The 22,324-nt window shown below is 48.1% G+C and carries 26 protein-coding genes; 24 read left to right on the top strand and 2 right to left on the bottom strand.

Going from position 1 to position 22,324, the window contains the following annotated elements; translation table 11 throughout:
- Window positions 1–22 precede the first annotated feature (22 nt).
- The 4 genes from rpsN (at window position 23) to MHI52_RS25025 (ending at window position 1,668) form a co-directional block, all read left to right on the top strand.
- Entirely contained in the window at window positions 23–292 is a 270-nt protein-coding gene (gene rpsN, locus MHI52_RS25040; protein ID WP_036605831.1) for a 30S ribosomal protein S14, read from the top strand.
- 114 nt (window positions 293–406) lie between these two features.
- Window positions 407–742 (top strand): DUF3024 domain-containing protein, encoded by a 336-nt coding sequence (locus tag MHI52_RS25035; RefSeq protein ID WP_076253275.1) that lies wholly within the window; start codon window positions 407–409, stop codon window positions 740–742.
- 206 nt (window positions 743–948) lie between these two features.
- A complete protein-coding gene (locus MHI52_RS25030) occupies window positions 949–1,425 on the top strand; it encodes a DUF2975 domain-containing protein (protein WP_036605833.1) in 477 nt (158 codons plus the stop codon).
- A 9-nt stretch (window positions 1,426–1,434) separates the two neighbouring features.
- Window positions 1,435–1,668, top strand: coding sequence for a helix-turn-helix transcriptional regulator (locus MHI52_RS25025; protein WP_076211193.1), 234 nt, complete (start codon window positions 1,435–1,437; stop codon window positions 1,666–1,668).
- A gap of 80 nt (window positions 1,669–1,748) precedes the next feature.
- Here the strand turns inward: MHI52_RS25025 and MHI52_RS25020 are convergent, their stop codons facing one another.
- Window positions 1,749–2,606 carry an AraC family transcriptional regulator gene (locus tag MHI52_RS25020; protein WP_405157833.1) on the bottom strand — a complete coding sequence of 286 codons (858 nt, stop codon included), beginning with the start codon at window positions 2,604–2,606 and terminating at the stop codon, window positions 1,749–1,751.
- 175 nt (window positions 2,607–2,781) lie between these two features.
- On the opposite strand from MHI52_RS25020, the gene MHI52_RS25015 reads away from it, so the two are divergent.
- Window positions 2,782–4,854 (top strand): beta-galactosidase, encoded by a 2,073-nt coding sequence (locus MHI52_RS25015; RefSeq protein ID WP_076253277.1) that lies wholly within the window; start codon window positions 2,782–2,784, stop codon window positions 4,852–4,854.
- Between the two features lie 144 nt (window positions 4,855–4,998).
- Here MHI52_RS25015 and MHI52_RS25010 read toward each other — a convergent pair whose 3' ends face one another.
- Complete coding sequence (locus MHI52_RS25010) at window positions 4,999–6,042, bottom strand: helix-turn-helix transcriptional regulator (protein ID WP_076253278.1); 1,044 nt, start codon at window positions 6,040–6,042, stop codon at window positions 4,999–5,001.
- Between the two features lie 237 nt (window positions 6,043–6,279).
- Here MHI52_RS25010 and modA point away from each other — a divergent pair, with 237 nt between their 5' ends.
- The 19 genes from modA (at window position 6,280) to MHI52_RS24915 (ending at window position 22,287) form a co-directional block, all read left to right on the top strand.
- Window positions 6,280–7,152 carry a molybdate ABC transporter substrate-binding protein gene (modA, locus tag MHI52_RS25005; protein ID WP_405157832.1) on the top strand — a complete coding sequence of 291 codons (873 nt, stop codon included), beginning with the start codon at window positions 6,280–6,282 and terminating at the stop codon, window positions 7,150–7,152.
- Window positions 7,149–7,835 (top strand): molybdate ABC transporter permease subunit, encoded by a 687-nt coding sequence (gene modB / locus MHI52_RS25000; RefSeq protein WP_083669918.1) that lies wholly within the window; start codon window positions 7,149–7,151, stop codon window positions 7,833–7,835. Before modA ends, modB begins: the two co-directional genes overlap by 4 nt.
- 273 nt (window positions 7,836–8,108) lie before the next feature.
- Window positions 8,109–8,441: a hypothetical protein gene (locus tag MHI52_RS24995; RefSeq protein WP_017692504.1), complete on the top strand. Its 333-nt coding sequence runs from the start codon at window positions 8,109–8,111 to the stop codon at window positions 8,439–8,441.
- A gap of 315 nt (window positions 8,442–8,756) precedes the next feature.
- The gene (locus MHI52_RS24990; RefSeq protein WP_036673581.1) at window positions 8,757–9,578 is read left to right on the top strand and encodes a transporter substrate-binding domain-containing protein; all 822 of its coding nucleotides are present in this window, start codon (window positions 8,757–8,759) and stop codon (window positions 9,576–9,578) included.
- Between the two features lie 22 nt (window positions 9,579–9,600).
- Window positions 9,601–10,356: an amino acid ABC transporter permease gene (locus tag MHI52_RS24985; RefSeq protein ID WP_036605839.1), complete on the top strand. Its 756-nt coding sequence runs from the start codon at window positions 9,601–9,603 to the stop codon at window positions 10,354–10,356.
- A gap of 85 nt (window positions 10,357–10,441) precedes the next feature.
- On the top strand, window positions 10,442–11,152 hold the full coding sequence (locus MHI52_RS24980) for an amino acid ABC transporter permease (protein ID WP_076319761.1): 711 nt from the start codon (window positions 10,442–10,444) through the stop codon (window positions 11,150–11,152).
- Window positions 11,149–11,901 carry an amino acid ABC transporter ATP-binding protein gene (locus tag MHI52_RS24975; protein WP_076319760.1) on the top strand — a complete coding sequence of 251 codons (753 nt, stop codon included), beginning with the start codon at window positions 11,149–11,151 and terminating at the stop codon, window positions 11,899–11,901. Before MHI52_RS24980 ends, MHI52_RS24975 begins: the two co-directional genes overlap by 4 nt.
- A gap of 121 nt (window positions 11,902–12,022) precedes the next feature.
- Complete coding sequence (locus tag MHI52_RS24970) at window positions 12,023–12,310, top strand: hypothetical protein (protein ID WP_017692509.1); 288 nt, start codon at window positions 12,023–12,025, stop codon at window positions 12,308–12,310.
- Between the two features lie 23 nt (window positions 12,311–12,333).
- Window positions 12,334–12,675 carry a hypothetical protein gene (locus MHI52_RS24965; protein WP_017692510.1) on the top strand — a complete coding sequence of 114 codons (342 nt, stop codon included), beginning with the start codon at window positions 12,334–12,336 and terminating at the stop codon, window positions 12,673–12,675.
- Window positions 12,672–12,971, top strand: coding sequence for a hypothetical protein (locus MHI52_RS24960; protein ID WP_017692511.1), 300 nt, complete (start codon window positions 12,672–12,674; stop codon window positions 12,969–12,971). Before MHI52_RS24965 ends, MHI52_RS24960 begins: the two co-directional genes overlap by 4 nt.
- Before the next feature lies 1 nt (window position 12,972).
- Window positions 12,973–13,314: a hypothetical protein gene (locus tag MHI52_RS24955; RefSeq protein WP_051446920.1), complete on the top strand. Its 342-nt coding sequence runs from the start codon at window positions 12,973–12,975 to the stop codon at window positions 13,312–13,314.
- Window positions 13,315–13,755: 441 nt separating this feature from the next.
- Window positions 13,756–14,850, top strand: a complete 1,095-nt coding sequence (locus MHI52_RS24950; RefSeq protein WP_340984326.1) for a glycosyltransferase — start codon at window positions 13,756–13,758, stop codon at window positions 14,848–14,850.
- A 60-nt stretch (window positions 14,851–14,910) separates the two neighbouring features.
- On the top strand, window positions 14,911–16,050 hold the full coding sequence (locus MHI52_RS24945) for a glycosyltransferase (RefSeq protein WP_047841233.1): 1,140 nt from the start codon (window positions 14,911–14,913) through the stop codon (window positions 16,048–16,050).
- Window positions 16,051–16,116: 66 nt separating this feature from the next.
- On the top strand, window positions 16,117–17,742 hold the full coding sequence (locus tag MHI52_RS24940; protein ID WP_405157831.1) for a glycosyltransferase family 4 protein: 1,626 nt from the start codon (window positions 16,117–16,119) through the stop codon (window positions 17,740–17,742).
- Between the two features lie 14 nt (window positions 17,743–17,756).
- On the top strand, window positions 17,757–18,848 hold the full coding sequence (gene wecB, locus MHI52_RS24935) for a non-hydrolyzing UDP-N-acetylglucosamine 2-epimerase (protein WP_076329077.1): 1,092 nt from the start codon (window positions 17,757–17,759) through the stop codon (window positions 18,846–18,848).
- Entirely contained in the window at window positions 18,841–19,827 is a 987-nt protein-coding gene (locus MHI52_RS24930; protein ID WP_017692517.1) for a polysaccharide biosynthesis protein, read from the top strand. The genes wecB and MHI52_RS24930 overlap by 8 nt, the downstream gene beginning before the upstream one ends.
- A complete protein-coding gene (locus MHI52_RS24925) occupies window positions 19,824–20,651 on the top strand; it encodes an SDR family oxidoreductase (RefSeq protein ID WP_339284143.1) in 828 nt (275 codons plus the stop codon). The genes MHI52_RS24930 and MHI52_RS24925 overlap by 4 nt, the downstream gene beginning before the upstream one ends.
- Window positions 20,633–21,574: an NAD-dependent epimerase/dehydratase family protein gene (locus MHI52_RS24920; RefSeq protein WP_405157830.1), complete on the top strand. Its 942-nt coding sequence runs from the start codon at window positions 20,633–20,635 to the stop codon at window positions 21,572–21,574. Before MHI52_RS24925 ends, MHI52_RS24920 begins: the two co-directional genes overlap by 19 nt.
- The gene (locus tag MHI52_RS24915) at window positions 21,571–22,287 is read left to right on the top strand and encodes a glycosyltransferase (protein WP_127547109.1); all 717 of its coding nucleotides are present in this window, start codon (window positions 21,571–21,573) and stop codon (window positions 22,285–22,287) included. Before MHI52_RS24920 ends, MHI52_RS24915 begins: the two co-directional genes overlap by 4 nt.
- Window positions 22,288–22,324: the final 37 nt, after the last annotated feature.

Raw genomic sequence — 22,324 nt, 5'->3', positions numbered from 1 at the left:
ATGGATAAAGGAGCTGTAATTCATGGCTAAAAAATCTAAAGTGGTACGTGAGAAGCAACGTCAGGCGATCGTGGCAAAATATGCGGACCTGCGCCGGGAATTGAAGGAAAAAGGGGATTACGAGGCATTGCAGAAATTGCCGCGTAATGCATCTCCGACCAGACTAAAGAACCGTTGTGAAGTGACAGGTCGCCCGCGGGGTTATCTACGCAAGTTCAAGGTATCTCGAATTAAGTTCAGAGAACTGGCTCATCAAGGACAGATTCCTGGTGTAACAAAATCCAGCTGGTAAAATGATCAAGGGATGTAGCTGACCACCATTGCATGAAGGCAGGTTGTTGTGTGCTTGGAGCTGCATGTGGTGCGTAGAACAGAGGTGGTATTTTGCTGAAAGGATGTGCATCTCATGTTGGACTTGTTTACGTTACGAAGAATTCAGTCCGTAATGAACGGATATATTCACGAGAAGGTACCTGCGCCACTGCGTACGATGGTGAAGTTGACATATGAGATGAATGACAATGAATTGATCCTGACCGAAGAAAGACCCGCCGAGGAACGTTATCAATGGGATAAGATGCATATTGCCCGATTTTACTGGGAAGAAAATCAGTGGAAAGTGTATGCCAGAGATGAACAGAGCAGCTGGAATCCGGTAGATGTTATTACACCTTGTTCCGATTTTGAGAATGTGCTCGAGCAGGTGGAACGGGATGAGGCGGGGTTGTTCTGGCGTACGTGAGCGAGTTCGAAGCTAGCGAAACAGTGGCTAGCATCGGGCTTTTTTTGTGTCAAAGAATCATTGAAGCAAAGAGGGGGGCGATCTTTTGGTCTGCCTTCCTTAATGGGAAAAAGAATAAATAAAATCTGTTTTACAATAAAAATTTATTGTAAAACGATAAATATTATGATAAATTCATATCACTTAAAACAAGTGAGGTGCTTTTTGTGAAGCGAGGTACAACCATCTTTTTAAAATTGGCTGTGTTGCTTATTGGTGTTCCCATTCTTGCCTTATGTATATTCGGCATACCCTGGTTAGCAAACAATCCGGTGAATCCGAATTATGCAGGTGCACTATACCCCATAGTGATTATTATGTATGTGTCCGTTATTCCGTTTATCGTTGCACTGTACCAGGCATTCCGTCTGCTGAGCTACATCGACAAAAATGAAGCGTTCTCTCTAATGTCAGTGAAATCCTTAAAAACAATAAAATATTGTGCTATTGTAATCAGTAGTCTCTATTTTGTGATGTTGCCATTTGTTTATGTTGTAGCAGAGAAAGATGATGCCCCAGGCCTCATTCTTATGGGAATGGTTCCTGTTTTTGCTTCATTGGTCATTGCAGTGTTTTCAGCGGTGCTCCAAAGATTGTTACAGGAAGCGATTGATATCAAATCAGAAAATGACCTAGTGGTCTGAGGTGAATATATGGCCATTATAATCAATATTGATGTGATGTTGGCAAAGCGGAAAATGACGGTTACCGAGCTTGCAGAGAGAGTTGAGATCACAATCGCCAATATTTCCATATTAAAAACAGGAAAAGCAAAAGCGATCCGTTTATCCACTCTGGATGCGATCTGTAAAGCACTGGATTGTCAGCCTGGAGATATATTGGAATATAAGGCTGATGAGGACGAAGATACAAATGAACATCTATGAAAAATGAACGAAAAAGACTCTGCATGTTATATGCAGAGTCTTTTTTTGCATCAGCTTGTTCAAGGAATACGTCCCGTACCTTATAACGAAAGATTGTGCATCATACGGAATTGCATAGGTGTTACGTTTTCCTGGGTTTTAAAACAGCGGATGAAGTAGCTTGACTGTGAAAATCCCGTTTCCAGCGTAATTTGTTTAATGGAAAGGTTGGTTGTTGCGAGCAGTTGTTTCGCATGTAATAACCTGGATTCCAAGAGGAATTCCGGGAAGGAGATGCCAAACGTCTGACTGAACTTGCGGCTAAAGTATGTTGTACTGTATCCGGCAATTCCGGCAGCGTGATCAAGTGTGATGTGCTCATTACTATGAGAGCGAATATAATTCCCTGCTTCACGAATTCGCTCTGAAGTGTGATTTAAAGAAACATTGATTTGACTCGCTGCGGATTGCAATCGGGTCAGAAGTTCATATAATGTTGCTGCCACACTGTGCTCGTCCTCCACCTGATAGCCTCTGCCTAGCTCCAGCAATCGATCCATGAGCGCGGTAACCACCGGAAAGTTGGAACATTGAAACAGCCAGGGCTCGTCAACGCCTTTTCCATTTAACAGTTCTTCGAGACGAATGCCGTAAAAGTGAATCCAACGAATACTCCACGGATCATCCAAATCTGAATAGTAGGTTTGTCTGAGACCGGGACCGTAGAGGAATCCCTGCCCTCGTGTTAGCTCATAACGAGTGGTTCCCGTGTCCAGGAATCCTTTACCTTCAAGTACAAGGTGCAAATTATAGCAATGATCCAAGTTGATATCTTTCGTTCGATATTCCCGATTCACATAATGTTTCGGAAAGTCACTGTACCCTCCAATAAAATCGGGAAAGCATACATGTCTGGGGAAAACCGGCTTGGGGAGAAAGATGTGTTCTTTCACGTGCATCCTCCATTTAAACGCAATATTTTTATGTAGTGAACTGAAATAGATTCAGCCTACTGTTATTTGAATCTTGGACAATGACAATATTTTATTATAAGTCGCATAATCTTGTCATTTATTATATGTGAAGGTTCCAATAGAATGGAGGCAATATGGCAGGTTAAGGGGGCAATCAAAGGTGGCAAAATCAATCCAATTGGATGAATTAAAAATGGGGGTCTGTTATTACCCTGAGCACTGGTCGGAAGCGTTGTGGGAGGACGATTTCCGTAGAATGAAAGAGATGAATATCACAGTTATTCGGATGGCTGAATTTGCATGGTCCATCTTTGAACCGGAAGAAGACCAGTTCGATTTTAGTTTTTTCCAGAAGGCATTGGATCTGGCGCATCAATACGGTTTAAGTGTTATTTTGGGAACACCTACTGCAACTCCACCAGCGTGGTTAACATCCAAATATCCTGAAGTATTAAACGCAAATAAGGACGGGGTATTGTATCAACACGGCATGCGGCGTCATACCAACTACAGCAGCCCAATCTTCAGACAGCAATGTGAAAAAATCGTGCGCAATATGGTGATTGCCTATAAAGATCATCCGGCTCTTATTGGATGGCAGATTGATAATGAATTTAATTGTCATATGGATGTTTTCTATGCTGAGGCAGATCATGTCGCCTTCCGTGAATGGCTCAAGAATCGTTATGAATCGTTGGAGAATCTGAACCAGGCATGGGGGACTGTTTTTTGGAGTCAGACCTATACCGACTGGGCGCAAGTTCACCTTACCCGAAATATGGTCAGCCAATCTCCAAATCCTCATTTGGCATTGGATGAGAAGAGATTTATCTCAGCCAATACGATTTCTTTTGCCAAGCTTCAGGTGGACATTATTCGCGAATTGGACCCTGAACATTGGATCACAACAAATGGTACGTTTGGACATTTGGATAATCATGAAATGACAGAAGACCTGTTGGATTTCTTCTCCTATGATTCGTATCCGCAGTTTGCCACGATCTTCCCAGGGACAGACGATAACTCATTACAAGATCGGGCCTGGAGCATGAAACTGTCGAACGTACGTAACATGTCACCGAACTTCTGCGTCATGGAACAACAGTCTGGGCCAGGAGGCTGGGTTGACAGTATAGGCATGGGTACGCCAAGACCGGGCCAGATCCGATTATGGTCGTATCAATCTGTTCTTCACGGAACAGATCTACTCGTCTACTTCCGCTGGCGGACAGCAACATTTGGCACCGAGATGTACTGGCATGGCATCAATGATTACCATAATCAACCCAACAGAAGAGTACGCGAGGTTGCACAAGTAGGGAAAGAGTTTGCCAAGATCGGGCGTGTTATTGCGGGCACTACATATCAAGCCGATGTTGCGATCCTACAGGATTACGATAACATCTGGGATGGAGAGTTGGATGAATGGCACGGCCCGCTTCAGCAACAGAGTGTACGCTCCTGGTATAAACAGCTCCAGTATCGTCATATTCCGACGGACATGGTTACACTGCAACCAACGACAACACTGGAAGAGTTATCCGATTATAAGGTGATCATCTATGCTCACCCGGCCATCATGACAGACGAGACAGCAGAACTTCTGCAAGCCTATGTCAGTCAAGGAGGCACGCTGTTTTTCGGTGCGCGCACTGGATATAAGGATCTCAGGGGGCATTGTTATATGAGACCGTTCCCTGGGGCTGTCGCTGAGTTGTGTGGTGTAACCGTAGAGGACTTTACCTTAATCAAAGGAACCATTCCAGCAGCTGAGCTGCAATGGAATGGGGCGAGTGAGCGACTTCAGGAGGGAACGTCAACGGCCGGATTTAACGAAGTTCTTTATGTGGAGCATGCTGACGTACAGGTTGTGGCTGAGTATACATCCGAATATTATGCAGGTAGTCCTGCATTGACCAAACGTACGGTAGGTCAGGGGCAAGTATGGTATTATGGAGCGGCTTACAATGAACCGGTCGTAGATGCTCTCCTGGATGAAATAGAGCTATCTTCACCTGTGGGTGACCTGGTAGAGGTATCGTCCGAAGTTGAGCTTGGTATCCGTTCTGGTAAGGATAAAGCTTATGTCTTTTTACTCAACTACTCGGATCAACAAGTCCCCATTAAGCTTAAGAAGCAAGCAAAAGAGTTACTGTCAGGTACAACACTTCAGAATGAGATCAACATGCCCGCGTATGGTGTGTTCATTTTTGAGATCGATTTGCCACATTAAGCAATCCATTCATCGATATCATGCGTTATATATAGAAAGAAACACCAAAAACGCCTTGCAGCCCTTGCAAGGCGTTTTGTATATGCATGATGTAATGTGTAATACACGTTGAGCATTGGCTGTTATTGTCTAGATTTGGTATAACTATGCTTCGTACAAAATCTCACCTGTCCGGGATACGTCATATCCCTCGAATGATTGCAGTTCCTGCCTGAACTCCGGCGATTGGAGAATTCGCAGTACAGATTCTGTCCAGGCTTCATTACCTTGCTTCCTCAGCATGACCAGATCATAACGTTCCTGAATGAGCGGGATAAAATCAACCTGTCCCACAAGTCGTGCAGCTTTCTCAATGCCAACTCCGACATCAGCTTCGCCTGAACTGACTTTGGCAGCCACGCCCATGTGACTGGTTTCCTCGGTTTCATATCCGATCAGACCTGCGGCAGGAATTCCATGCAGTCGAAGTTGCTCATCCAGCAATACTCGCGCGCCAGAACCTATCTCCCGATTAGCGAGTCGAAGCTCAGGCTTGCTCAGATCGGTCCAATTCTGTAAGTTCTGCGGATTACCACGCTGTACGTACAGTCCGGCAGGACGTGATAGCAGGTTCACCACAACATAGGACCGTCCTGTCAGAATTTTGCGAATGTACGGCAGATTATACTCACCGGTATCTCCGTCGAGCAGATGGGTGCTGACCAGATCGGACTCACCGCGATACATCGAGATAAGCCCATCCAGACTACCCATGAACGAACGTAGCGGACGAATGTCCCGAGTTTGTTTTTCCATATGGCGCATTAGGATATCCAGACTGACATCCTGACCTGTTATGACCAGATGCCGTGGTACAGCAGTCATTGCATGAGCAGAACTCGCTGGAGTAATCGCATGCGCAGACCCAACGGGTGTAGTCGATTGTAAGGAAGTTCCCTGAAAATCACCCGGACTTGGCTGAGTCCCTGATTCCGAGGTCTGATGAGGAGTCGGGATACGCTGACCTGAGGACTGAAGTTGCTTGGAGCGACGTTTATATGCCTCCAGATCGGTTGCATCAATTCGCATTTGTTTACCTACACGGTATGCGACGAGGTCTCCTTTTTTGATTAGGTCATAGACCGTCAGTTTCGATATTTTGAGCAGCTTGGATATTTCTTCGGTTGTGTAGGATTGCTCCTCCGTCATAAGTGAAGATCCTCCTTCAAAGGTATAGAGCAATTATGGTTTTATTATGAATGTTTCTTGTACTATATCATTAATTGAGGGATGCCATAAACCTGAGAACACGCAATAAACGCATAGGACAGATAACAAAAATCAAATGTGATCTTAATCACCTTCCCATTTTATTTGTCTTGTGTATAATTAGATATAATCAATTATAACTAGTTATATCTAAAGATAACGTTGGGGGAGAAATGAATGAGAAAGAGAATCGGATATGTGTTGGGAAGTATGTCACTGGGACTGGCTCTTGTATTGGCTGGTTGCGGCGCAAACACGGGCACTACGGATACATCCACAGGTGCAGAACAAACGACCTCAACGCCAGCGGCATCAGGTGAAAGTTCATCAGCAGGAAATAACGATCCTCAGGAAACGGTAGATCTGACGATCTCTGCGGCGGCCAGTCTGACCGATGCAATGAAAGAGATTGAAACCAATTATGAGCTAGCTAATCCTTATATAGAACTTAATTTTAACTTTGGCGCCTCGGGTACCTTGCAACAGCAGATTGAACAGGGTGCCCCGGCTGATGTCTTTGTATCGGCGGCAACGAAAAATATGAATGCGCTAGTGGATGAAAACCTGATTGCATCGGGCGATCAGAAGAATCTGCTACAGAATTCACTGGTGGCCATAGTGCCAGCAGATGGGACCCACACAGTAACCAGTGAAACGGATCTCACCAGCGACTCCATCAAGACGGTAGCCATTGGGATTCCGGAAAGTGTTCCTGCGGGAACCTATGCCAAGGAAGCTCTGACCAATGCCAAGCTGTGGGATGAACTGGAAAGTAAGCTTGTGCAGGGGAAAGACGTTAGACAGGTTCTTCAATATGTAGAGACGGGTAATGCAGATGCAGGATTTGTATATAAAACGGATGCTCTTACTTCGGATCAGGTGAAAATTGCGTTTGAGGTGGACAAGAACAGCTACACACCAGCCAACTATCCAATAGGCATTATTGAAGGAACCAAACACCGTACAGAGGCCGAACAATTTTATGCGTATTTACAAACCCCTGAAGTGCTCGATATCTTCGCGAAATACGGATTCACAATTCCGGAATGAATGTGAACGCCATAGACTGGTCCGTATTCTGGTCACCGGTGCGCCTATCGCTTCAGGTAGCGTTATTATCCAGCGTAGTGGCCACTGTGCTCGGAATTGCGATAGCCTGGAAGATGTCACGTTCTTCATTTCGGGGAAAGATTCTGCTGGAAACGGCATTTATGCTGCCGCTAGTCCTTCCTCCGACGGTGGTTGGATTTCTGTTACTTGTCATATTGGGGCGTAAAAGTCTGTTTGGACAATGGATTGAAGCCATATTCTCCGCACCGGTTATTTTCACCTGGTGGGCTGCGGTGATTGCTTCGGTGGTGGTTGCTTTTCCACTGGTGTATCAGACGATGAAATCGGGATTCAGTGGTGTGGATCGTGATCTGGAGGATGCGGGTCGTTCGATTGGGGCGAATGAGTGGCAGGTCTTTCGTTACATTTCCTTGCCGCTCGCAGGCAGAGCATTGATGACCGCCTTCATCCTGGGCTTTGCCCGTGCACTCGGTGAATTCGGAGCCACACTTATGATTGCAGGCAATATTCCGGGCAAAACACAAACGGTACCCACGGCAATCTATGTCGCTGTGGATTCGGGCAATCAGACCATGGCTTGGGCATGGACTGTTTCCATTATCATCATCTCGTTTCTCATGTTACTGATGACCAGACAGCAGCGAGATGGAAAAAATGACTAATTTGATATGTGTTAATATTATATATAAAATGATGAAAAATCCGTTTTGAGGAAAGCACTTTTTTCCTTAACGCGGTTTTTTATTACCAATTTCATATGTACCAATATCAATATCCTGCCAAATTGGTCTTAATGGAAATGTAAAGCTGTTTTAACATAAAAAAATAAAAATTTTCCCGAAATTTAATCGTTCAGTACTCGCTTTCAGTGGGCTTGTTCCTGTAAGATAGAAGTAATGGATTCCAGCCAAGTACTGAAATAAGGAGAGACGACGATGAACACTAAATCTGATTGCGGCGTTTCGTTGCAAATTGATGACTATCTGGATCTTTTGCATTTTGCCATCCAAATTCAGGATCAGGAATGGCAACAATCCCTTATCCGCCAACTCAAAATATTTCAGACGGCGACGGAGCAGCAACGCACACCTGAAGAGGAACTATGGACACGGTTTGATTACATCAACAGCAAACTGACAGGTCTGTGCCACCAGATTCATGCCGCTCATTCCATGGACGAACGCAAGAAGTTCGAGGAACGGATCGGTCTCTTACAATTACAGCGAGTGGAAGTTGCACGTAAAATTAAATGGGCGAGTCGCAGATAGATGAGTAGTGTACACACCAAGTGATGCACCGCCAAAATGGTATAATCAGTGAGAGTCATACAAGAAGAAGCCATCCGCCAATCGATATGGGGGATGGCTTTTTCTTGTACTATAGAGAAGTCCTATAACCATATCAGGATGTCCTATTAGTTTAGTTATTGCCCTAAGATGACTTGTAATGATATTCTTTGTTCAACCTAATTCCGACTATACAAGTAAGAATGGTTTGTTAACAGGAAGAGGAATGGGAGCACACATCATATTTGCTGTGATAACAGCCTGTGGAGGAGATTGGGAATGGTTAAAAAACGGGGGATTCAAAAATTCCGGACAGCACTGCTGTTCATTACAATGCTGGCGGTACTGGCTGGATGCAGCACAGGAACTGCAAGTAATGATTCAGAATCTGCTTCGGCAGCAGGCGACACCAAAGTGAAAAAGATCATTGTAGGAACAGGTACACAGTTCCCAAATGTCTGCTTCATTGATGAGAATGGCAAGTTAACAGGTTATGATGTGGAACTGATCCGGGAGATCGACAAACGTTTGCCTGAATATGAATTCGAATTCAGCACGATGGATTTTAAAAATCTGCTGCTGAGTCTGGAAACAAAAAAAATTGACCTGATCGCTCACCAGATGGAAGTCAATGATGAGAGACAGGCCAAGTTCCTGTTTAATGATGAAGCCTATAATATTTTTCCAAATAAAATTGTCGTAAGTCAGAAAAATGAGGAAGTAAAATCGATTGAGGATCTCAAAGGGAAAAAACTGATTGTTGGTGCTACAAGTAATGCGGCTGTACTTGCTGAGAAATGGAATGCAGCGAACGGCAACGGGATTGATATCGTTTATTCCGGAGCGGGTGAGGATACCATTACCCAGATCAAAACAGGCCGGGTGGATGCCACCATCAGCACGCAGTTTGCCATTGATTATCAGAATAAGGCGGTTGATGCTCAGCTGAAAACGGTAGGAGATGCCCTCTCCAACTCCAAAGTATACTTCATTCTGAACAAAGATGAGCAGGAGCTCAAAACCAAAGTGGACGAAGCGCTCAAAGCGATCAAAGAAGATGGAACGTTAGGCAAACTGAGCACAGAGTGGCTTGGAGCTGACTATACGGTTGAAGAGTAGTCTAGAAAGGTGTGCAGCGGTAATGGGAAAATCATTTGATCTGTCATTGGTTCTGGATTTCATCCCGGAACTGCTACGATATTTGCATATAACACTGATTGTACTGGGTGGTTCCATCGTGCTCGGACTGGTGGGCGGCGTGCTTCTGGCCGTTCCCCGGCTGTATCGGATTCCGGTACTAAGCCAGTTGGCTACACTGTACGTCTCATTCATGCGGGGCACACCGATCCTGATCAAATTGTTCCTGGTGTATTATGGACTTCCCGAGTTGCTCAAACCCATTGGCATCGATCTGTCGAGAACCGACCCTTTGTTATTTGTCATTGTGACCTATGCGCTTAGTGATGCGGCGTCCTTTGCCGAGATCTTTCGCGGAGCGGTGCGCAGTGTGGATAAAGGTCAGACGGAAGCAGCCTATGCTGCGGGTATGACCACATTCCAGTCTTTTCGGCGGATTGTTGTTCCGCAGGCACTGATTGTTGCTTTTCCGAACATGGCTAACACGTTAATCGGTTCATTAAAGGATACGTCTCTGGCCTTCTCCATTGGTGTCATGGATATGGTGGGCAGAGGGCAGACGTTAATTTCGGCTACATCGCATGCACTTGAAGTGTATATCAGTCTGTCTGTGGTCTATTATGTCATTGTTATTGTTCTTGAAAAAGGATTTGCCTTTGCAGAACGCAGACTCCAGCGTCATGAACGCAAGAGAGTTGTACACAAACCGGCAATTCGAGCCAAACGCCTGAAAGAGGTTGTTCAAAAAGTCCGCTTTTGATTACGAATCATGCCTGGCGGCATCTTCTCGGTACTGAAAACCAGACTTTTTGAACTCTCACTGAAACGAATAGCGGGGTGAGCATATGTCGATTGATCTCCAGTTTATCTATACATCTTTTTTTCAAATCCTGAAGGCATTGCCACTGACACTTGTCATTACGATTGTTCCGTTGATTGCAGGGTTCGGAATCGGTCTGGCTACGGCTCTGATCCGTATCTATCGCGTGCGGTGGATTCACCGCATTGCTGAGTTCTACGTTTCATTCCTGCGTGGAACACCGATGTTGATGCATCTATTCCTCATCTATTACGGTATTCCGATGATTATCGATAAGCTGGCGGAACGTTACGGTTGGGCTTTCCAATCCTCGTCGATTCCAATTCTCGTATTTGTACTGATTGCTTTCTCACTCACTGCGGGCGCCTATATGTCCGAGATTATCCGTTCAGGCATTCTTGCTGTGGATATCGGCCAGATGGAGGCGGCTCACGCTGTAGGCATGAGCACATTCCAGGCTTTAAGGCGCATCATCATCCCTCAAGCGATCGGGGCTGTATTGCCTAACCTGTGCAGTATGTTTGTTGGGTTCCTGCATGGATCAACACTCGCTTTTACCGTGTCTCAGATGGACATCCTCGGTAAAGCGGATGTGGTGGCATCCGTCAGTCTGAAGTTTCTGGAGGCCTTTATCGCCGCAGCGTTCATCTATTGGGGGCTGACCATCATTGCCGAGCGGATCACTGCTCTGCTTGAGCGTCGGGTTGCCGTGTACAGCAAAGGAGGCGTGTCATGATTACACTAACAAACATACACAAAACTTTTGGCAAGCAGGAAGTATTGAAGGGAATTGATCTGACCGTGGAACAGGGCGATGTCGTAGCGATCCTTGGACCGAGCGGATCAGGTAAAACAACGCTGCTGCGCTGTGTCAATTTTCTGGAACGTGCCGATGAGGGCGAGGTTCAGATCAGTGGATTAACCGTCGATTGCAAGCATGCACGCAAACATGACATTGTGCAGCTGAGACGAAAAACGGCGATGGTGTTCCAGCATTATAATCTGTTCAAACACAAGACGGTGCTGGATAACGTCACGGAGGGTTTAATTATTGCCCAGAAAATGTCCAAATCCGATGCCCGCACGCGTGCCTTGCGTGTGCTTGAACAAGTCGGACTGTCTGCCAAAATCAATGAGTATCCAAGTATGTTGTCAGGTGGACAACAGCAACGGGTGGGCATCGCCAGAGCATTGGCACTGAATCCCGAAGTGATTTTGTTTGATGAACCGACCTCGGCGCTGGACCCCGAGCTTGTGGGAGAAGTGTTGTCTGTCATCCGCTCCATTGCTCAAGAGGGGATTACCATGATTGTAGTCACCCATGAAATGGGGTTTGCCCGTGAGGTGGCAAATCGGGTTGTTTTCATGGATGGAGGTTCCGTTGTGGAGGAAGGAACCCCGGAGGAGGTGTTTGTACGTCCCAAGCAGGAACGTACTCGCCAATTCCTCAGTCGATATTCTTCCGACTGGAGTTATGTCATCTGACGATATAGGCGCAAGCTGTAGTAACTGACGATCCCGGCCCGGCATATGCTGTAACAGGCAAATGCTGATAGGCCGGGTTTTTCTATGGGTGAAGCAGGCCGTGACGGTAAGGAGGAGGACCATGCAGAGCAAAATCGATGAAATCATCACACATATTGCACACTCTCACCAGCAGATCGCACGTGTGCTGGATGCCAAACGCCAAGTCGCTGTACGCATGTCTGAAATCATCAATCATTTGCCAGATATCGAACCGGAGTTGGATGGCGTTGACGGTCTGCTGGATAGCTCTGGGCAAATCAACAAAAGCATTATCTCTTACTTGGGGGGCCTTGCAGATCTGGAAGAGGCTGTAGCCGAAACGCTGACCCAAGTCATGCGGGAGATCGCGGTTCAAGAAGAAGAATAAGCCCGGAAGGCGGGTGAAGGAACATGAGTAGAGAACAGAGCCTCATTCTGATGCTGGACGCAGCAGCCAAAATGCAGTGGAATATTGCCCTGATCCTGGAGGCAAAAGCGATTGAGGCCGAGAAGGTACGGAACTGGACGCTGAATCATTTGAATGGGGATACCTTTCTGACGCATGGGGATCAGGTAGGCGAGCCGCTCAAAATGCATGATCAGCTGGTGGAATTGCTGGAAGGATTAACCCGGATGGAGACCGGACTGTGCAACAATCTCAAAGCGGTGATGGTGCAGAACGATAGCGAAGATGGCGGCGGTATGGACGGCGGCATGTTTGGCGGCATGGATCTGGGAGACATGGGAAAATGAGTCTGATGCGGCGTGAGCAGGAAGCCAAACTGGCGCTCATTGAATCCATTGCACACAGTCAGCAGGCGCTGGCACGCATTCTGGACAGTGTAGCCAGTGTAACCGCTCATTCGGAAGTATCCGCCCGCAGTCTGGCCGAAAACATTCGTTTGCTGAGTCGCTATCAGGCAGAAATGTCTCGTATGGTTACGGGAATCAGGCTGGCCCGAATCCAGCATGGGGAGCCTGGCTTGCCGTGGCTCAAAGACCCCGGGTGTGCAATTCGTATCGTTCGGGACATACAGGAGGAATGTTGACATGTTAAAGAAAAAGAAAATACGACTGAGAACCAAAAGAGCTTTGTTAATCCGTGGAGCCCGTCTGCGCAAAATTCGCAAACTGCGTGCGCTCAGAGCCAAACGTGTTCTTCACAAACGCCCACTTAAAGGACGCAGTGCGTGGCTCAAAAAAAAGAAACGTGCGGTACGGCGGCACCGGAGTCCAAAGCCCGTACAACCAGTCGTCCCGGCTACCCCTACCGATCCGAACCCGGACGGTGCGTACAGCCAGGGATACAACGAGGCGTACAACGAGGGATTCAACGCGGGTTTCGCCAAGGGATTCGAGGACGGACATCAGCTGGCTTACAAAGCACAGTAACCGATTAGACCGGATTATTCCTGCATGGAATGATACCTACTAACAGTGCCAGTTCAAAAAGACCGGTTTTCAGTACCGAGAAGATGGGATGAAGCTAGAAATGGAGTAGCAGAGCGTAGGGAAGACTACGTGAGCAACGGACATTTCGGCTGAATTTCATATTCGATGTTGGTGATGCCGATAGGCATCCTTCGTAATCAAAAGCGGACTTTTTGAACATCCTCTAACAAATGATGTTAGCCCGGGGGGACAGATCCCTCCGGGCTATTTGCATCGCCGCAAAAGCGGACATGCCCGTACAGGCGGATGTGGAGGGCATGCGCCAATTTTGCGCCTTGCAGGACACCCGTCCATGATGCATCTGACCCCGAGGCATATCCTTTAGAGGGAAGACCAATCTCGGGGAGAGTCTGGAAGTGAGATCTCCTGAAGGAAGACAGGGTGAATAATGTGGCAAAACGAAGGCACCGTCCGCTGACCGAAGCGGAAACGGCTTACCGCGGCGGATATGCAGAAGGCCGCAGATTTGGCGGCTGTCAAGCCATGATGGAGCGGGTGCAGATGTTTGAACCGACCCTGCGGGACATGAAGGTGTTATATATCCCGCAAGGATTCGATGCCATCGATGAAGGTGTCACCTTGGCTCTGCAGCAATCTGTACGTGAATGCGTTGTTGGATCGCCAGCAGCGATGTTGCAGGAAGCCAGTCAGCATCGGCCCGATGTTGTGCTCGTTATGAATGGTCTGCATGTATTTCCCGCAGATCATGTAGAGCAGGTGAATGGCATACGTGCACTCGGTATCCGAACTGCCGTGTGGTTTGTGGATGATCCGTATTTCACCGAAGATACAACGTCCCTTTGCCAGCACTATGATGTCGTGTTCACGCATGAAGAGGCCGCCGTACCCTTCTATCTGGGACATGGAGCGAACCAGGTCATCTATATGCCACTCGCGGTGAATCCAGGCATGTTTCAACCGCGGCGCGCCGCACCGCAGCATCAGCACGACATTTGTTTTATCGGTACCGGATTCTGGAACCGGATTGCCTTGTTTGATGAGCTGGCCCCTTTTCTAGCGGACAAAAAGGTATTCATTGCTGGTAGCCAGTGGAATCGGTTGACACGCTATGATGTACTAGGCCGTTTCATCCACGAAGGATGGATTGCTCCTGGAGAGACAGTAGATTATTACAATGGCGCCAAGATTGTCATTAACATTCACCGGACTTGCGAGAATGGGGAAGACAATCGCAATACACATCATCTTGAAGGTCACTCAATTAATCCACGCACGTATGAGATCAGCGCATGCGGCACAATGCAGATTACGGATTCACGTGCAGATTTACCTCGTTATTATAAGCCGGGATATGACATCGAGACGTTCACCAACGCAGCAGAACTTCAGCGCAAAATCCACTATTATCTGAAGCATGAAGAAGAACGACAGGCGATGGCGTGGCGTGGACTTCTTACCACGATGAACCAGCATACATTCACTCGCCGGATCGGTCAGTTGCTGGAACATTTGTAATCCCCGTCTGAAGTGCAGCATCAACAAGAACACTATCCCAAAAAATAAAGGAGTGGCGGTATGTCTCTCAAACACCGTAAAACCAAAAAGGTTCATGCACCCGTACTGAGCCTGGCTGATCAAGCACGCAAAAATGGGCAACATGCCGGATATGACGCAGGTAAAGAAGAAGGATATCTGCGCGGTCGCGCCAACTATATAGTGAATTGTGCACAGGAACCGTTGCCTTTCCGACAGCTTCACGTGCTGTATGTATCCTCGGGTAAAGGCTTCCCTTACTCCCCGTTGGATGAGGCCATTATGGCCACGCTACAGGGTATGGTAGCTCAAGTAACCCTCTCTGATCCGCGTCAACCGGTTTCTGAAATTGCACTGCAGACGCGTCCTGATCTTGTGCTTGTGCTGGATGGAATGGATATCCCCATCGAGCATATCGATGCGATTCGCCAAGCGGGCATTCAGACGGCGATCTGGCTCACGGATGACCCGTACTATACAGATATGACGCTGGATATTGTGACACATTTTGACCATGTCTTCACGTTGGAACTGAACTGTATCGATCTATATCGACAGATCGGCTGCGCGTCCGTTCACTACCTCCCTTTTGCCGCATTCACTAATCATTACTTTCCGATTACAACTCCTTCCCCGTTAAAACGGGATGTCAGCTTTATCGGCTCGGCCTACTGGAACCGGGTATACTTCTTCAATCCGATCATGCCTCAGTTGATGTCACACAATACGGTATTTAACGGAATCTGGTGGGACCGTCTGCCTGACTATACTGCCTATGGCGAGAAGATTGAGCTCGGGCGCTGGATGAGTCCGCCGGAGACCAATGATGTGTACAATGGCACCAAAATTGTCATCAACCTGCATCGATCCCACGAAGATGATTCCGTCAATAATAATCACCTCAAAATCGCGCCAGCTTCACCGAACCCGAGAACGTTTGAAATTGCCGCGTCCACGACGCTACAGCTGACCGACGCCCGGGATGACATTGCGCGTTTCTACAAACCGGGTGTGGAGATTGAGACATATTCCTCGCCGCAGGAGTTACTCGACAAAGTGGAATATTATCTTACTCATGAAAAAGAACGCCGTGAGATAGCACTTCGTGGACTAGAACGTACACTGAAAGACCACACGTATGGCAAAAGAATTAATGAAATGTTAACCATTATATTCCCTTAATTCTGGCCGGGAGGAGGTGTGCACAGTACCCTGTATCGGATAACCGTGTACAGGGTCCGTGCGGCCATGGCAACGAAACCAAAGATGATGTTATTTTCACATGTGTGCAATACTCGCAGCATTACAGGCGCCGAGAAGTTGCTGCTTCATTTTATGAGAGAGATCGGTACGATCTTTGAATGTGTGCTCGTAGCCCCTCAGGAGGGGAAGCTTGCGGGGCTTGCGCGAAGATTCGGCATTCAGGTCAAAATATGCACTCTGCCGATGCTTCACGGTGTGTACACACCTTACCTGGGCATTGCAGATGATGCGGAGCATCTTCGTCATACACCAGCGTATCAGGAAGCAGTCTCCCTAATACGGGAGACTGCTCCCGATATGGTGTTAACGAACACCTGCGTTAATGTGATGCCGGCTGTAGCGGCAAAGTCCCTTCAGATTCCGGTCATCTGGAAGATTACCGAGATCATTCATACGAATGAACATACAACCGAGGCGATCCAGATGATTGGGCGTTACGCGGATTGGATTATCGGTATATCCGAGACAGCGGTAGCCCCATTCCACGAAGCCGGCATAGGTGACAAAGTGACCATTATCTCCCCAACTTGGGAACCCGCGCTACCAGCACCGGACCGCTGGGTTCATCTGCGCGAACGCAAGCGTAAGGAGCTCGGTTTCAAATCATCGCAGACCTGTATCGGTTATATTTCTTCATTTATATATGATGCCAAAGGGTTGAAACCTTTTGTAGATATGGCCTTGAGGATCTGTGAAACACATTCGCGCTGTCGCTTCTGGATCATCGGGGCAGCATCGGATAAAAAGTATTACGACGAGTGTGTATCACGGGTGAAAAAATCCGGGTATTCACGCCGGTTTACCTTCACCACATTTGAAGAGAACGTATCTCTGGCGTATACCGCGATGGATATCCTGGTCATCCCAAGCATGGTCAAAGAAGGGTTTGGCATGACCGCACTGGAGGGTCTCTATTTTGCCAAACCGGTCATCGCTTTTGCTCAGGGTGGACTGAAGGAATTAATGGAATCCGTAGGCAGTGATGCATTTCTGGCCCCGCCGGGTGATACCGAAGCGCTTGTCACCTTGGCAACAACCTTGCTGAATGATGCAGAGCTGGCCTCAAATACGGGGTGGCGTAATCGGACAGAAGCGGAAAGGCTCTACGGCGTTGAAACCTACCGAACGAAACTGCATACGATGGTGACACAGTGGTTATTGCGTTTTCCCGGATGGTTTGCTTATATCCAACCTCCGAATGGACCTGTGTATACCCATGGGGAGGGAGGACTACGCACTGTACTGGTTCTGGAGCCAACTACGGTTCGGGCACTATTATTCCCACTGACCGTCATACAGGCGTTGCCACATTCCTCATTACCTCCAATCGCATTGGGTCACGATGCTCCTGTTGCCTCAGGTACTGGCACAGCTGCAAAGCCGATTCAACAGAGGGGCAAAATGCGGAAACGTCGTCGCAAACCACTTGCACCTCATTCTCGCCGAGACCGTGAGGGGCTGAAACGTACTTCCGGAACTGGCAGACGTAAGGGGAGAACCCGTACAACGAAGGGACCGCGTCCACATATGGGGAAATCGGCTAGTCGCAGACGCAAATCTGCCAAGACGGGACGTAGCCGTGCAGGGCGCAAGGGTTCCAATACAAGATGAAGGCAGGGATTACGATGAAGATCATGACGGTGCTGGGTACGAGACCTGAGATCATACGGCTCAGCCTGATCATCTCCAAGCTGGACCAGTACGCGTCCAAACATATTCTGGTGCATACGGGACAGAACTTCACGGAAAGTCTCAGCGGTCTCTTTTTCAAGGAAATGGGCCTGCGCGCACCGGATTACGTTCTTCAGGATGAAGCGGCCACTCTGGGACGACAGCTATCCTCGATGTTTACGCAGATGGAAGATCTGATTTTGCAGGAGAAGCCCGATAAATTGCTGCTGCTCGGCGATACCAATAGCGCATTATGTGCAATATTGGCTGAGCGCATGGGTGTTCCTGTTATTCATATGGAAGCAGGCAATCGTTGCTTCGACCTGGATGTGCCTGAAGAGAAAAATCGTAAGGTTATTGATGCCATCTCCACCGTTAATATGCCTTACACGGAACAGAGCAAGAAACATTTGGTCAGTGAAGGGGTACCAAGCAGGCGTATCGTGCTAACGGGCAATCCCATCTATGAAGTCATGCAACACTACGACGCGCAAGTAAGTTCCAGCAAAATACTCAAAAAGCTCAAGCTGAAGTCCGGGCAATACTTCCTGGTTACTGCCCATCGAGCCGAGAATGTGGATCATGCCCCTCATTTGCTGGAGATCATGAAAGGGCTGAATCAGGTCGCAGAGGAACACGGGTTGCGTGTGATCTGCAGTATTCATCCGCGTACAGCGATCCGGATTGCGGAGCATCTTCATCTGGAGATGAACCCGCTGGTGGAGTTTCACGAGCCGTTTGGATTCTTCGACTTTGTAATGCTTGAACGTCATGCACGCTGTGCACTTACGGATAGCGGTACCGTGCAGGAGGAGTGTTGCATTATGGGCGTGCCGACCGTAACGATGCGTCGAACTACCGAGCGGCCGGAAACGGTCGATTGCGGCAGCAATGTAGTCTCCGGTCTGGATGCCGCGCGCATCGCTGATTGCGTGAAAGTCATGACAAAGATGTCTAGCGACTGGGATTGCCCGCAAGGTTACAAAGCCACAGATGTATCCAGTAAAGTGGTTAAATTTCTGCTTGGAGGGAAAATGCATGTTTGAAAATAAGCGTATACTCGTGACTGGCGGTACGGGATCATGGGGTTATGAACTTGTGGCTCAACTACTGCCCCAGCAGCCCAAAGAAATTATTGTATATTCCCGGAACGAGTCTAGCCAAGTGGCTATGAGTCGTGAATTTGAAGACCCGCGTCTTCATTTCCGGATTGGAGATATTCGTGACAAGGACGCTTTGACGGCGGCTTGCCAGCATGTGGACTATGTATTTCATCTGGCAGCGCTCAAGCATGTTCCGGTGTGTGAAGACCAGCCGTACGAAGCACTCAAAACCAATGTGATTGGTACACAGAACGTAATTGAGGCCGCTATTGAGAACAAGGTAGAAAAAGTAATCTATATCTCGACTGACAAGGCTGCCAATCCGTCCAACTTTTATGGCATGACAAAAGCGATCGGCGAGAAATTAATTGTATATGCAAACTTGTTACACAGCGATACCAAGTTTGTTACGGTACGGGGTGGGAATGTGCTGGGAACAAATGGAAGTGTGGTACATCTGTTCAAGAATCAAATCCGCCAGAAAGGGCAGGTCTCCATCACGGATATGAGTATGACTCGATTCTTTCTTACGCTGAAGGATGCAATTACCTTGCTGTTCAAAGCTTCGGTGGAAAGTGTCGGCGGAGAGATCTTTGTCATGACGATGCCTACCTGCAAAATCGTTGATCTCGCGGAAGTACTGATTGAGGATTCCGGTGTGGAGAATGTGAGCATTGTGGAACGGGGCATTCGTCCAGGGGAGAAAATCCATGAAATATTGATGAGTGAATTCGAGAGCATGACCACCGTTGTTTACGATGAGCAGTACCTGGTAATTCTTCCTACACTGGGCATACCGGGCCTGCGTGAACATTATACCAATTGTCCTCCGGTCTCCTTTAACAGTTTCAGTTCTGAACACCAACTCATGACCAAAGAGGAGATTCGTGAAATTCTGAAACGCGGAGGATTCTTGTCATGAAACTGCTGATACTTGGTGGAAACGGAATGGCCGGCCATATTTTGGTCGACTATTTCCGCCGTCAAGGTGTACACAGCGTCTTCTACACATCTCGGGATGTAACGGACCCCAATGGTCTGCTCCTGGATGTGAACGACAGCTTCATGGTTGATCGATTGGTAGAAGCTGTGCACCCGGATGTGATTATTAATGCTGTAGGTGTGTTGAACAACTTCGCAGATGAGGACAAAATTACTGCATATCATATTAACGGTTTCCTGCCACATCGTCTGCGGCGGGTTGCAGATACGATTGGTGCACGCCTGATTCATATCAGCACGGACTGTGTGTTCAGCGGAGAACGGGGAGCATACCGGGAAGATGATGTTACGGATGGGACTTCAGCTTACGCCATCACCAAAGCACTTGGCGAAGTTCAGGATGAAGGTCATCTGACGATCCGTACGTCCATCATTGGACCCGAGATTCGCCAGGGCGGCATTGGTCTGATGCAATGGTTTATGTCCAGCACAGGTGAAGTTGGGGGGTATACCCGCGTATTCTGGAACGGTGTGACCACCCTTGAGCTGGCCAAATGGGTAGACCATTACCTGGCCTCATCGGTTAGTGGTCTGATCCACTTAGCTCATCCGGCACCTGTCAGCAAGCATGACCTGCTTATATTGTTCAAGCAGACCTGGGATAAGCAGGATGTGACGATTGTGCGCGATGACAGTGTGGTGCAGGACCGTACGCTGGTGTCCACTCGCGAGGATGTGAAGACAGACCTGCCGGATTATTCTACAATGCTGAAGGAGTTGGCATTATGGATGGAGCAGAGCTGAGAGGCAAGAACGTACTGATTACAGGCGCCTCCGGTTTTACCGGGCGACATGCCGTATCTTATTTTCGGGAAGTTGGTGCAGTGGTTGCGGCGGTAGTCCGGAGGCAGGATGTGTATTCATTCGGAAAAGGTGCACAAGTCCATGTCTGTGATCTGAACGATAAACAGCAAGTACGTCATCTGATCGGCGAGGTGCATCCCGACTATGTGTTGCATCTCGCTGGCAAAAATTCAGTGCCTGATTCGTGGTCTGATCCGCTACTGGTCCTGGAGACGAATGTGATGGCCGTGCTGTATCTGTTGGATGCGCTTCGCAGTTGTCCGACAGCACGTACCGTTATTGTAGGATCGCGGTTAAAATATACGCCGGAACCTGGCCGGATTCCCCAGCCTCCGCATCCATACAGCCTCAGTAAAGCGCTGGAAGAGATGGTGTCCTTGTCGTGGATGTCGCTCTTCGGACAACAGATCATGCTGGCGGAGCCAGGCAATCTGATTGGTGCGGGTCCTTCCACAGGCATCTGTTCACTGCTTGCACGCCATGTTGTTGCCTGTGAGCAGGCGGGGAAAACCGAGGCATTCCGTCTGTCCGGACGGGACAATACCCGTGACTTTCTGGATGTGCGGGATGCAGTCAGAGCGTATGCAACCCTCTTGATACAAGGGTCCAGTGGTACAGTATACCCGGTGGTGTCTGGAGTTGAGCGCAGTCTTGGTGAAATTGCAGAACTGCTGTTGTCCATGACAGAAGCGGAAGTTCCTGTTCGCTGGGATGGGGCATCTTCTGGTCCGGATGGTTCGGGGAAACAAGAGGAATTATCACTGCTGCGCAAGCTTGGCTGGCAGCCGATGATTCCATTTGCCACATCACTTCAGGATATCCTGAGTGATGTTCGTGTCCAGCAAGGGAGGACGACAAGTTGAATCCGAGAGTATCCATTGTCATTCCATTCTATAACTGCCCTTATGTGCCTCAGGCGATTCAGAGTGCGCTGAACCAGACGTATCCCCATGTGGAGATCGTTGTTGTGAATGACGGTTCAACCCGGCATGCAGAGTTGCTTCAACCCTATCTTCCTTATATTAATGTGCTTGGCAAAAGCAATGGCGGGACGGCTTCGGCACTTAATCATGGCATACGCCATGCCTCTGGTGATTATGTAGCCTGGCTCAGTTCGGATGATTATCTGTACCCGGATAAAATTCGTTATCAGCTGGAGTTTATGCAACGCGAGAATGTGCTCGTCTCACATACGAACTTTCATTATATCAACGAGCATTCGGCAGTTACCAAAATGCATGGTGGGCCTGAACCGATGTCGGATATGGATTTACTAAGACGGTTTGTTAACGGCAATCCAGTGAATGGCTGCACGGTCATGATTCGCAAGGATCTCTTTAGTGGGGTGGGGCTGTTCGATGAACTTCTTCCCTACACCCATGATCTGGATCTCTGGATGCGTATTGTACTGAACGGTCATCGGTTCCCATACCTGAATGAACCGCTTACTGCCTATCGGTGGCATGGGGGAATGGGATCGGTACGTCATGCGGATGTCATCGGCAGAGAGGCATCCATGGTATGGTCCAGATATCGGGAACCGCTGTTGCAGCGAATAGCGACGCTTGGCGGGTAGCGTAGGGAGGGCAGTTATGAAAGCCAAAAGATGGCTG

The sequence above is a fragment of the Paenibacillus sp. FSL H8-0283 genome (genome assembly GCF_045040675.1).
Lineage (GTDB): Bacteria > Bacillota > Bacilli > Paenibacillales > Paenibacillaceae > Paenibacillus > Paenibacillus amylolyticus.
The sequence above is the reverse complement of the archived record's forward strand: the minus strand, read 5'-3'. Positions and strand labels throughout refer to the sequence as shown.

Excerpts from the sequence above, each read along its gene's own strand:
- MHI52_RS24940 (WP_405157831.1), top strand. The coding sequence starts at position 16,117 with ATGGCAACGAAACCAAAGATGATGTTATTTTCACATGTGTGCAATACT.
- MHI52_RS24955 (WP_051446920.1), top strand. The coding sequence starts at position 12,973 with ATGTTAAAGAAAAAGAAAATACGACTGAGAACCAAAAGAGCTTTGTTA.
- MHI52_RS24930 (WP_017692517.1), top strand. The coding sequence starts at position 18,841 with ATGTTTGAAAATAAGCGTATACTCGTGACTGGCGGTACGGGATCATGG.
- MHI52_RS24980 (WP_076319761.1), top strand. The coding sequence starts at position 10,442 with ATGTCGATTGATCTCCAGTTTATCTATACATCTTTTTTTCAAATCCTG.
- MHI52_RS24975 (WP_076319760.1), top strand. The coding sequence starts at position 11,149 with ATGATTACACTAACAAACATACACAAAACTTTTGGCAAGCAGGAAGTA.
- modB (WP_083669918.1), top strand. The coding sequence starts at position 7,149 with ATGAATGTGAACGCCATAGACTGGTCCGTATTCTGGTCACCGGTGCGC.
- wecB (WP_076329077.1), top strand. The coding sequence starts at position 17,757 with ATGAAGATCATGACGGTGCTGGGTACGAGACCTGAGATCATACGGCTC.
- rpsN (WP_036605831.1), top strand. The coding sequence starts at position 23 with ATGGCTAAAAAATCTAAAGTGGTACGTGAGAAGCAACGTCAGGCGATC.
- MHI52_RS25010 (WP_076253278.1), bottom strand. The coding sequence starts at position 6,042 with ATGACGGAGGAGCAATCCTACACAACCGAAGAAATATCCAAGCTGCTC.
- MHI52_RS24945 (WP_047841233.1), top strand. The coding sequence starts at position 14,911 with ATGTCTCTCAAACACCGTAAAACCAAAAAGGTTCATGCACCCGTACTG.
- MHI52_RS24920 (WP_405157830.1), top strand. The coding sequence starts at position 20,633 with ATGGATGGAGCAGAGCTGAGAGGCAAGAACGTACTGATTACAGGCGCC.
- MHI52_RS25020 (WP_405157833.1), bottom strand. The coding sequence starts at position 2,606 with ATGCACGTGAAAGAACACATCTTTCTCCCCAAGCCGGTTTTCCCCAGA.
- MHI52_RS24960 (WP_017692511.1), top strand. The coding sequence starts at position 12,672 with ATGAGTCTGATGCGGCGTGAGCAGGAAGCCAAACTGGCGCTCATTGAA.
- MHI52_RS24985 (WP_036605839.1), top strand. The coding sequence starts at position 9,601 with ATGGGAAAATCATTTGATCTGTCATTGGTTCTGGATTTCATCCCGGAA.
- MHI52_RS25025 (WP_076211193.1), top strand. The coding sequence starts at position 1,435 with ATGGCCATTATAATCAATATTGATGTGATGTTGGCAAAGCGGAAAATG.
- MHI52_RS24995 (WP_017692504.1), top strand. The coding sequence starts at position 8,109 with ATGAACACTAAATCTGATTGCGGCGTTTCGTTGCAAATTGATGACTAT.
- modA (WP_405157832.1), top strand. The coding sequence starts at position 6,280 with ATGAGAAAGAGAATCGGATATGTGTTGGGAAGTATGTCACTGGGACTG.
- MHI52_RS25035 (WP_076253275.1), top strand. The coding sequence starts at position 407 with ATGTTGGACTTGTTTACGTTACGAAGAATTCAGTCCGTAATGAACGGA.
- MHI52_RS24925 (WP_339284143.1), top strand. The coding sequence starts at position 19,824 with ATGAAACTGCTGATACTTGGTGGAAACGGAATGGCCGGCCATATTTTG.
- MHI52_RS24965 (WP_017692510.1), top strand. The coding sequence starts at position 12,334 with ATGAGTAGAGAACAGAGCCTCATTCTGATGCTGGACGCAGCAGCCAAA.
- MHI52_RS24970 (WP_017692509.1), top strand. The coding sequence starts at position 12,023 with ATGCAGAGCAAAATCGATGAAATCATCACACATATTGCACACTCTCAC.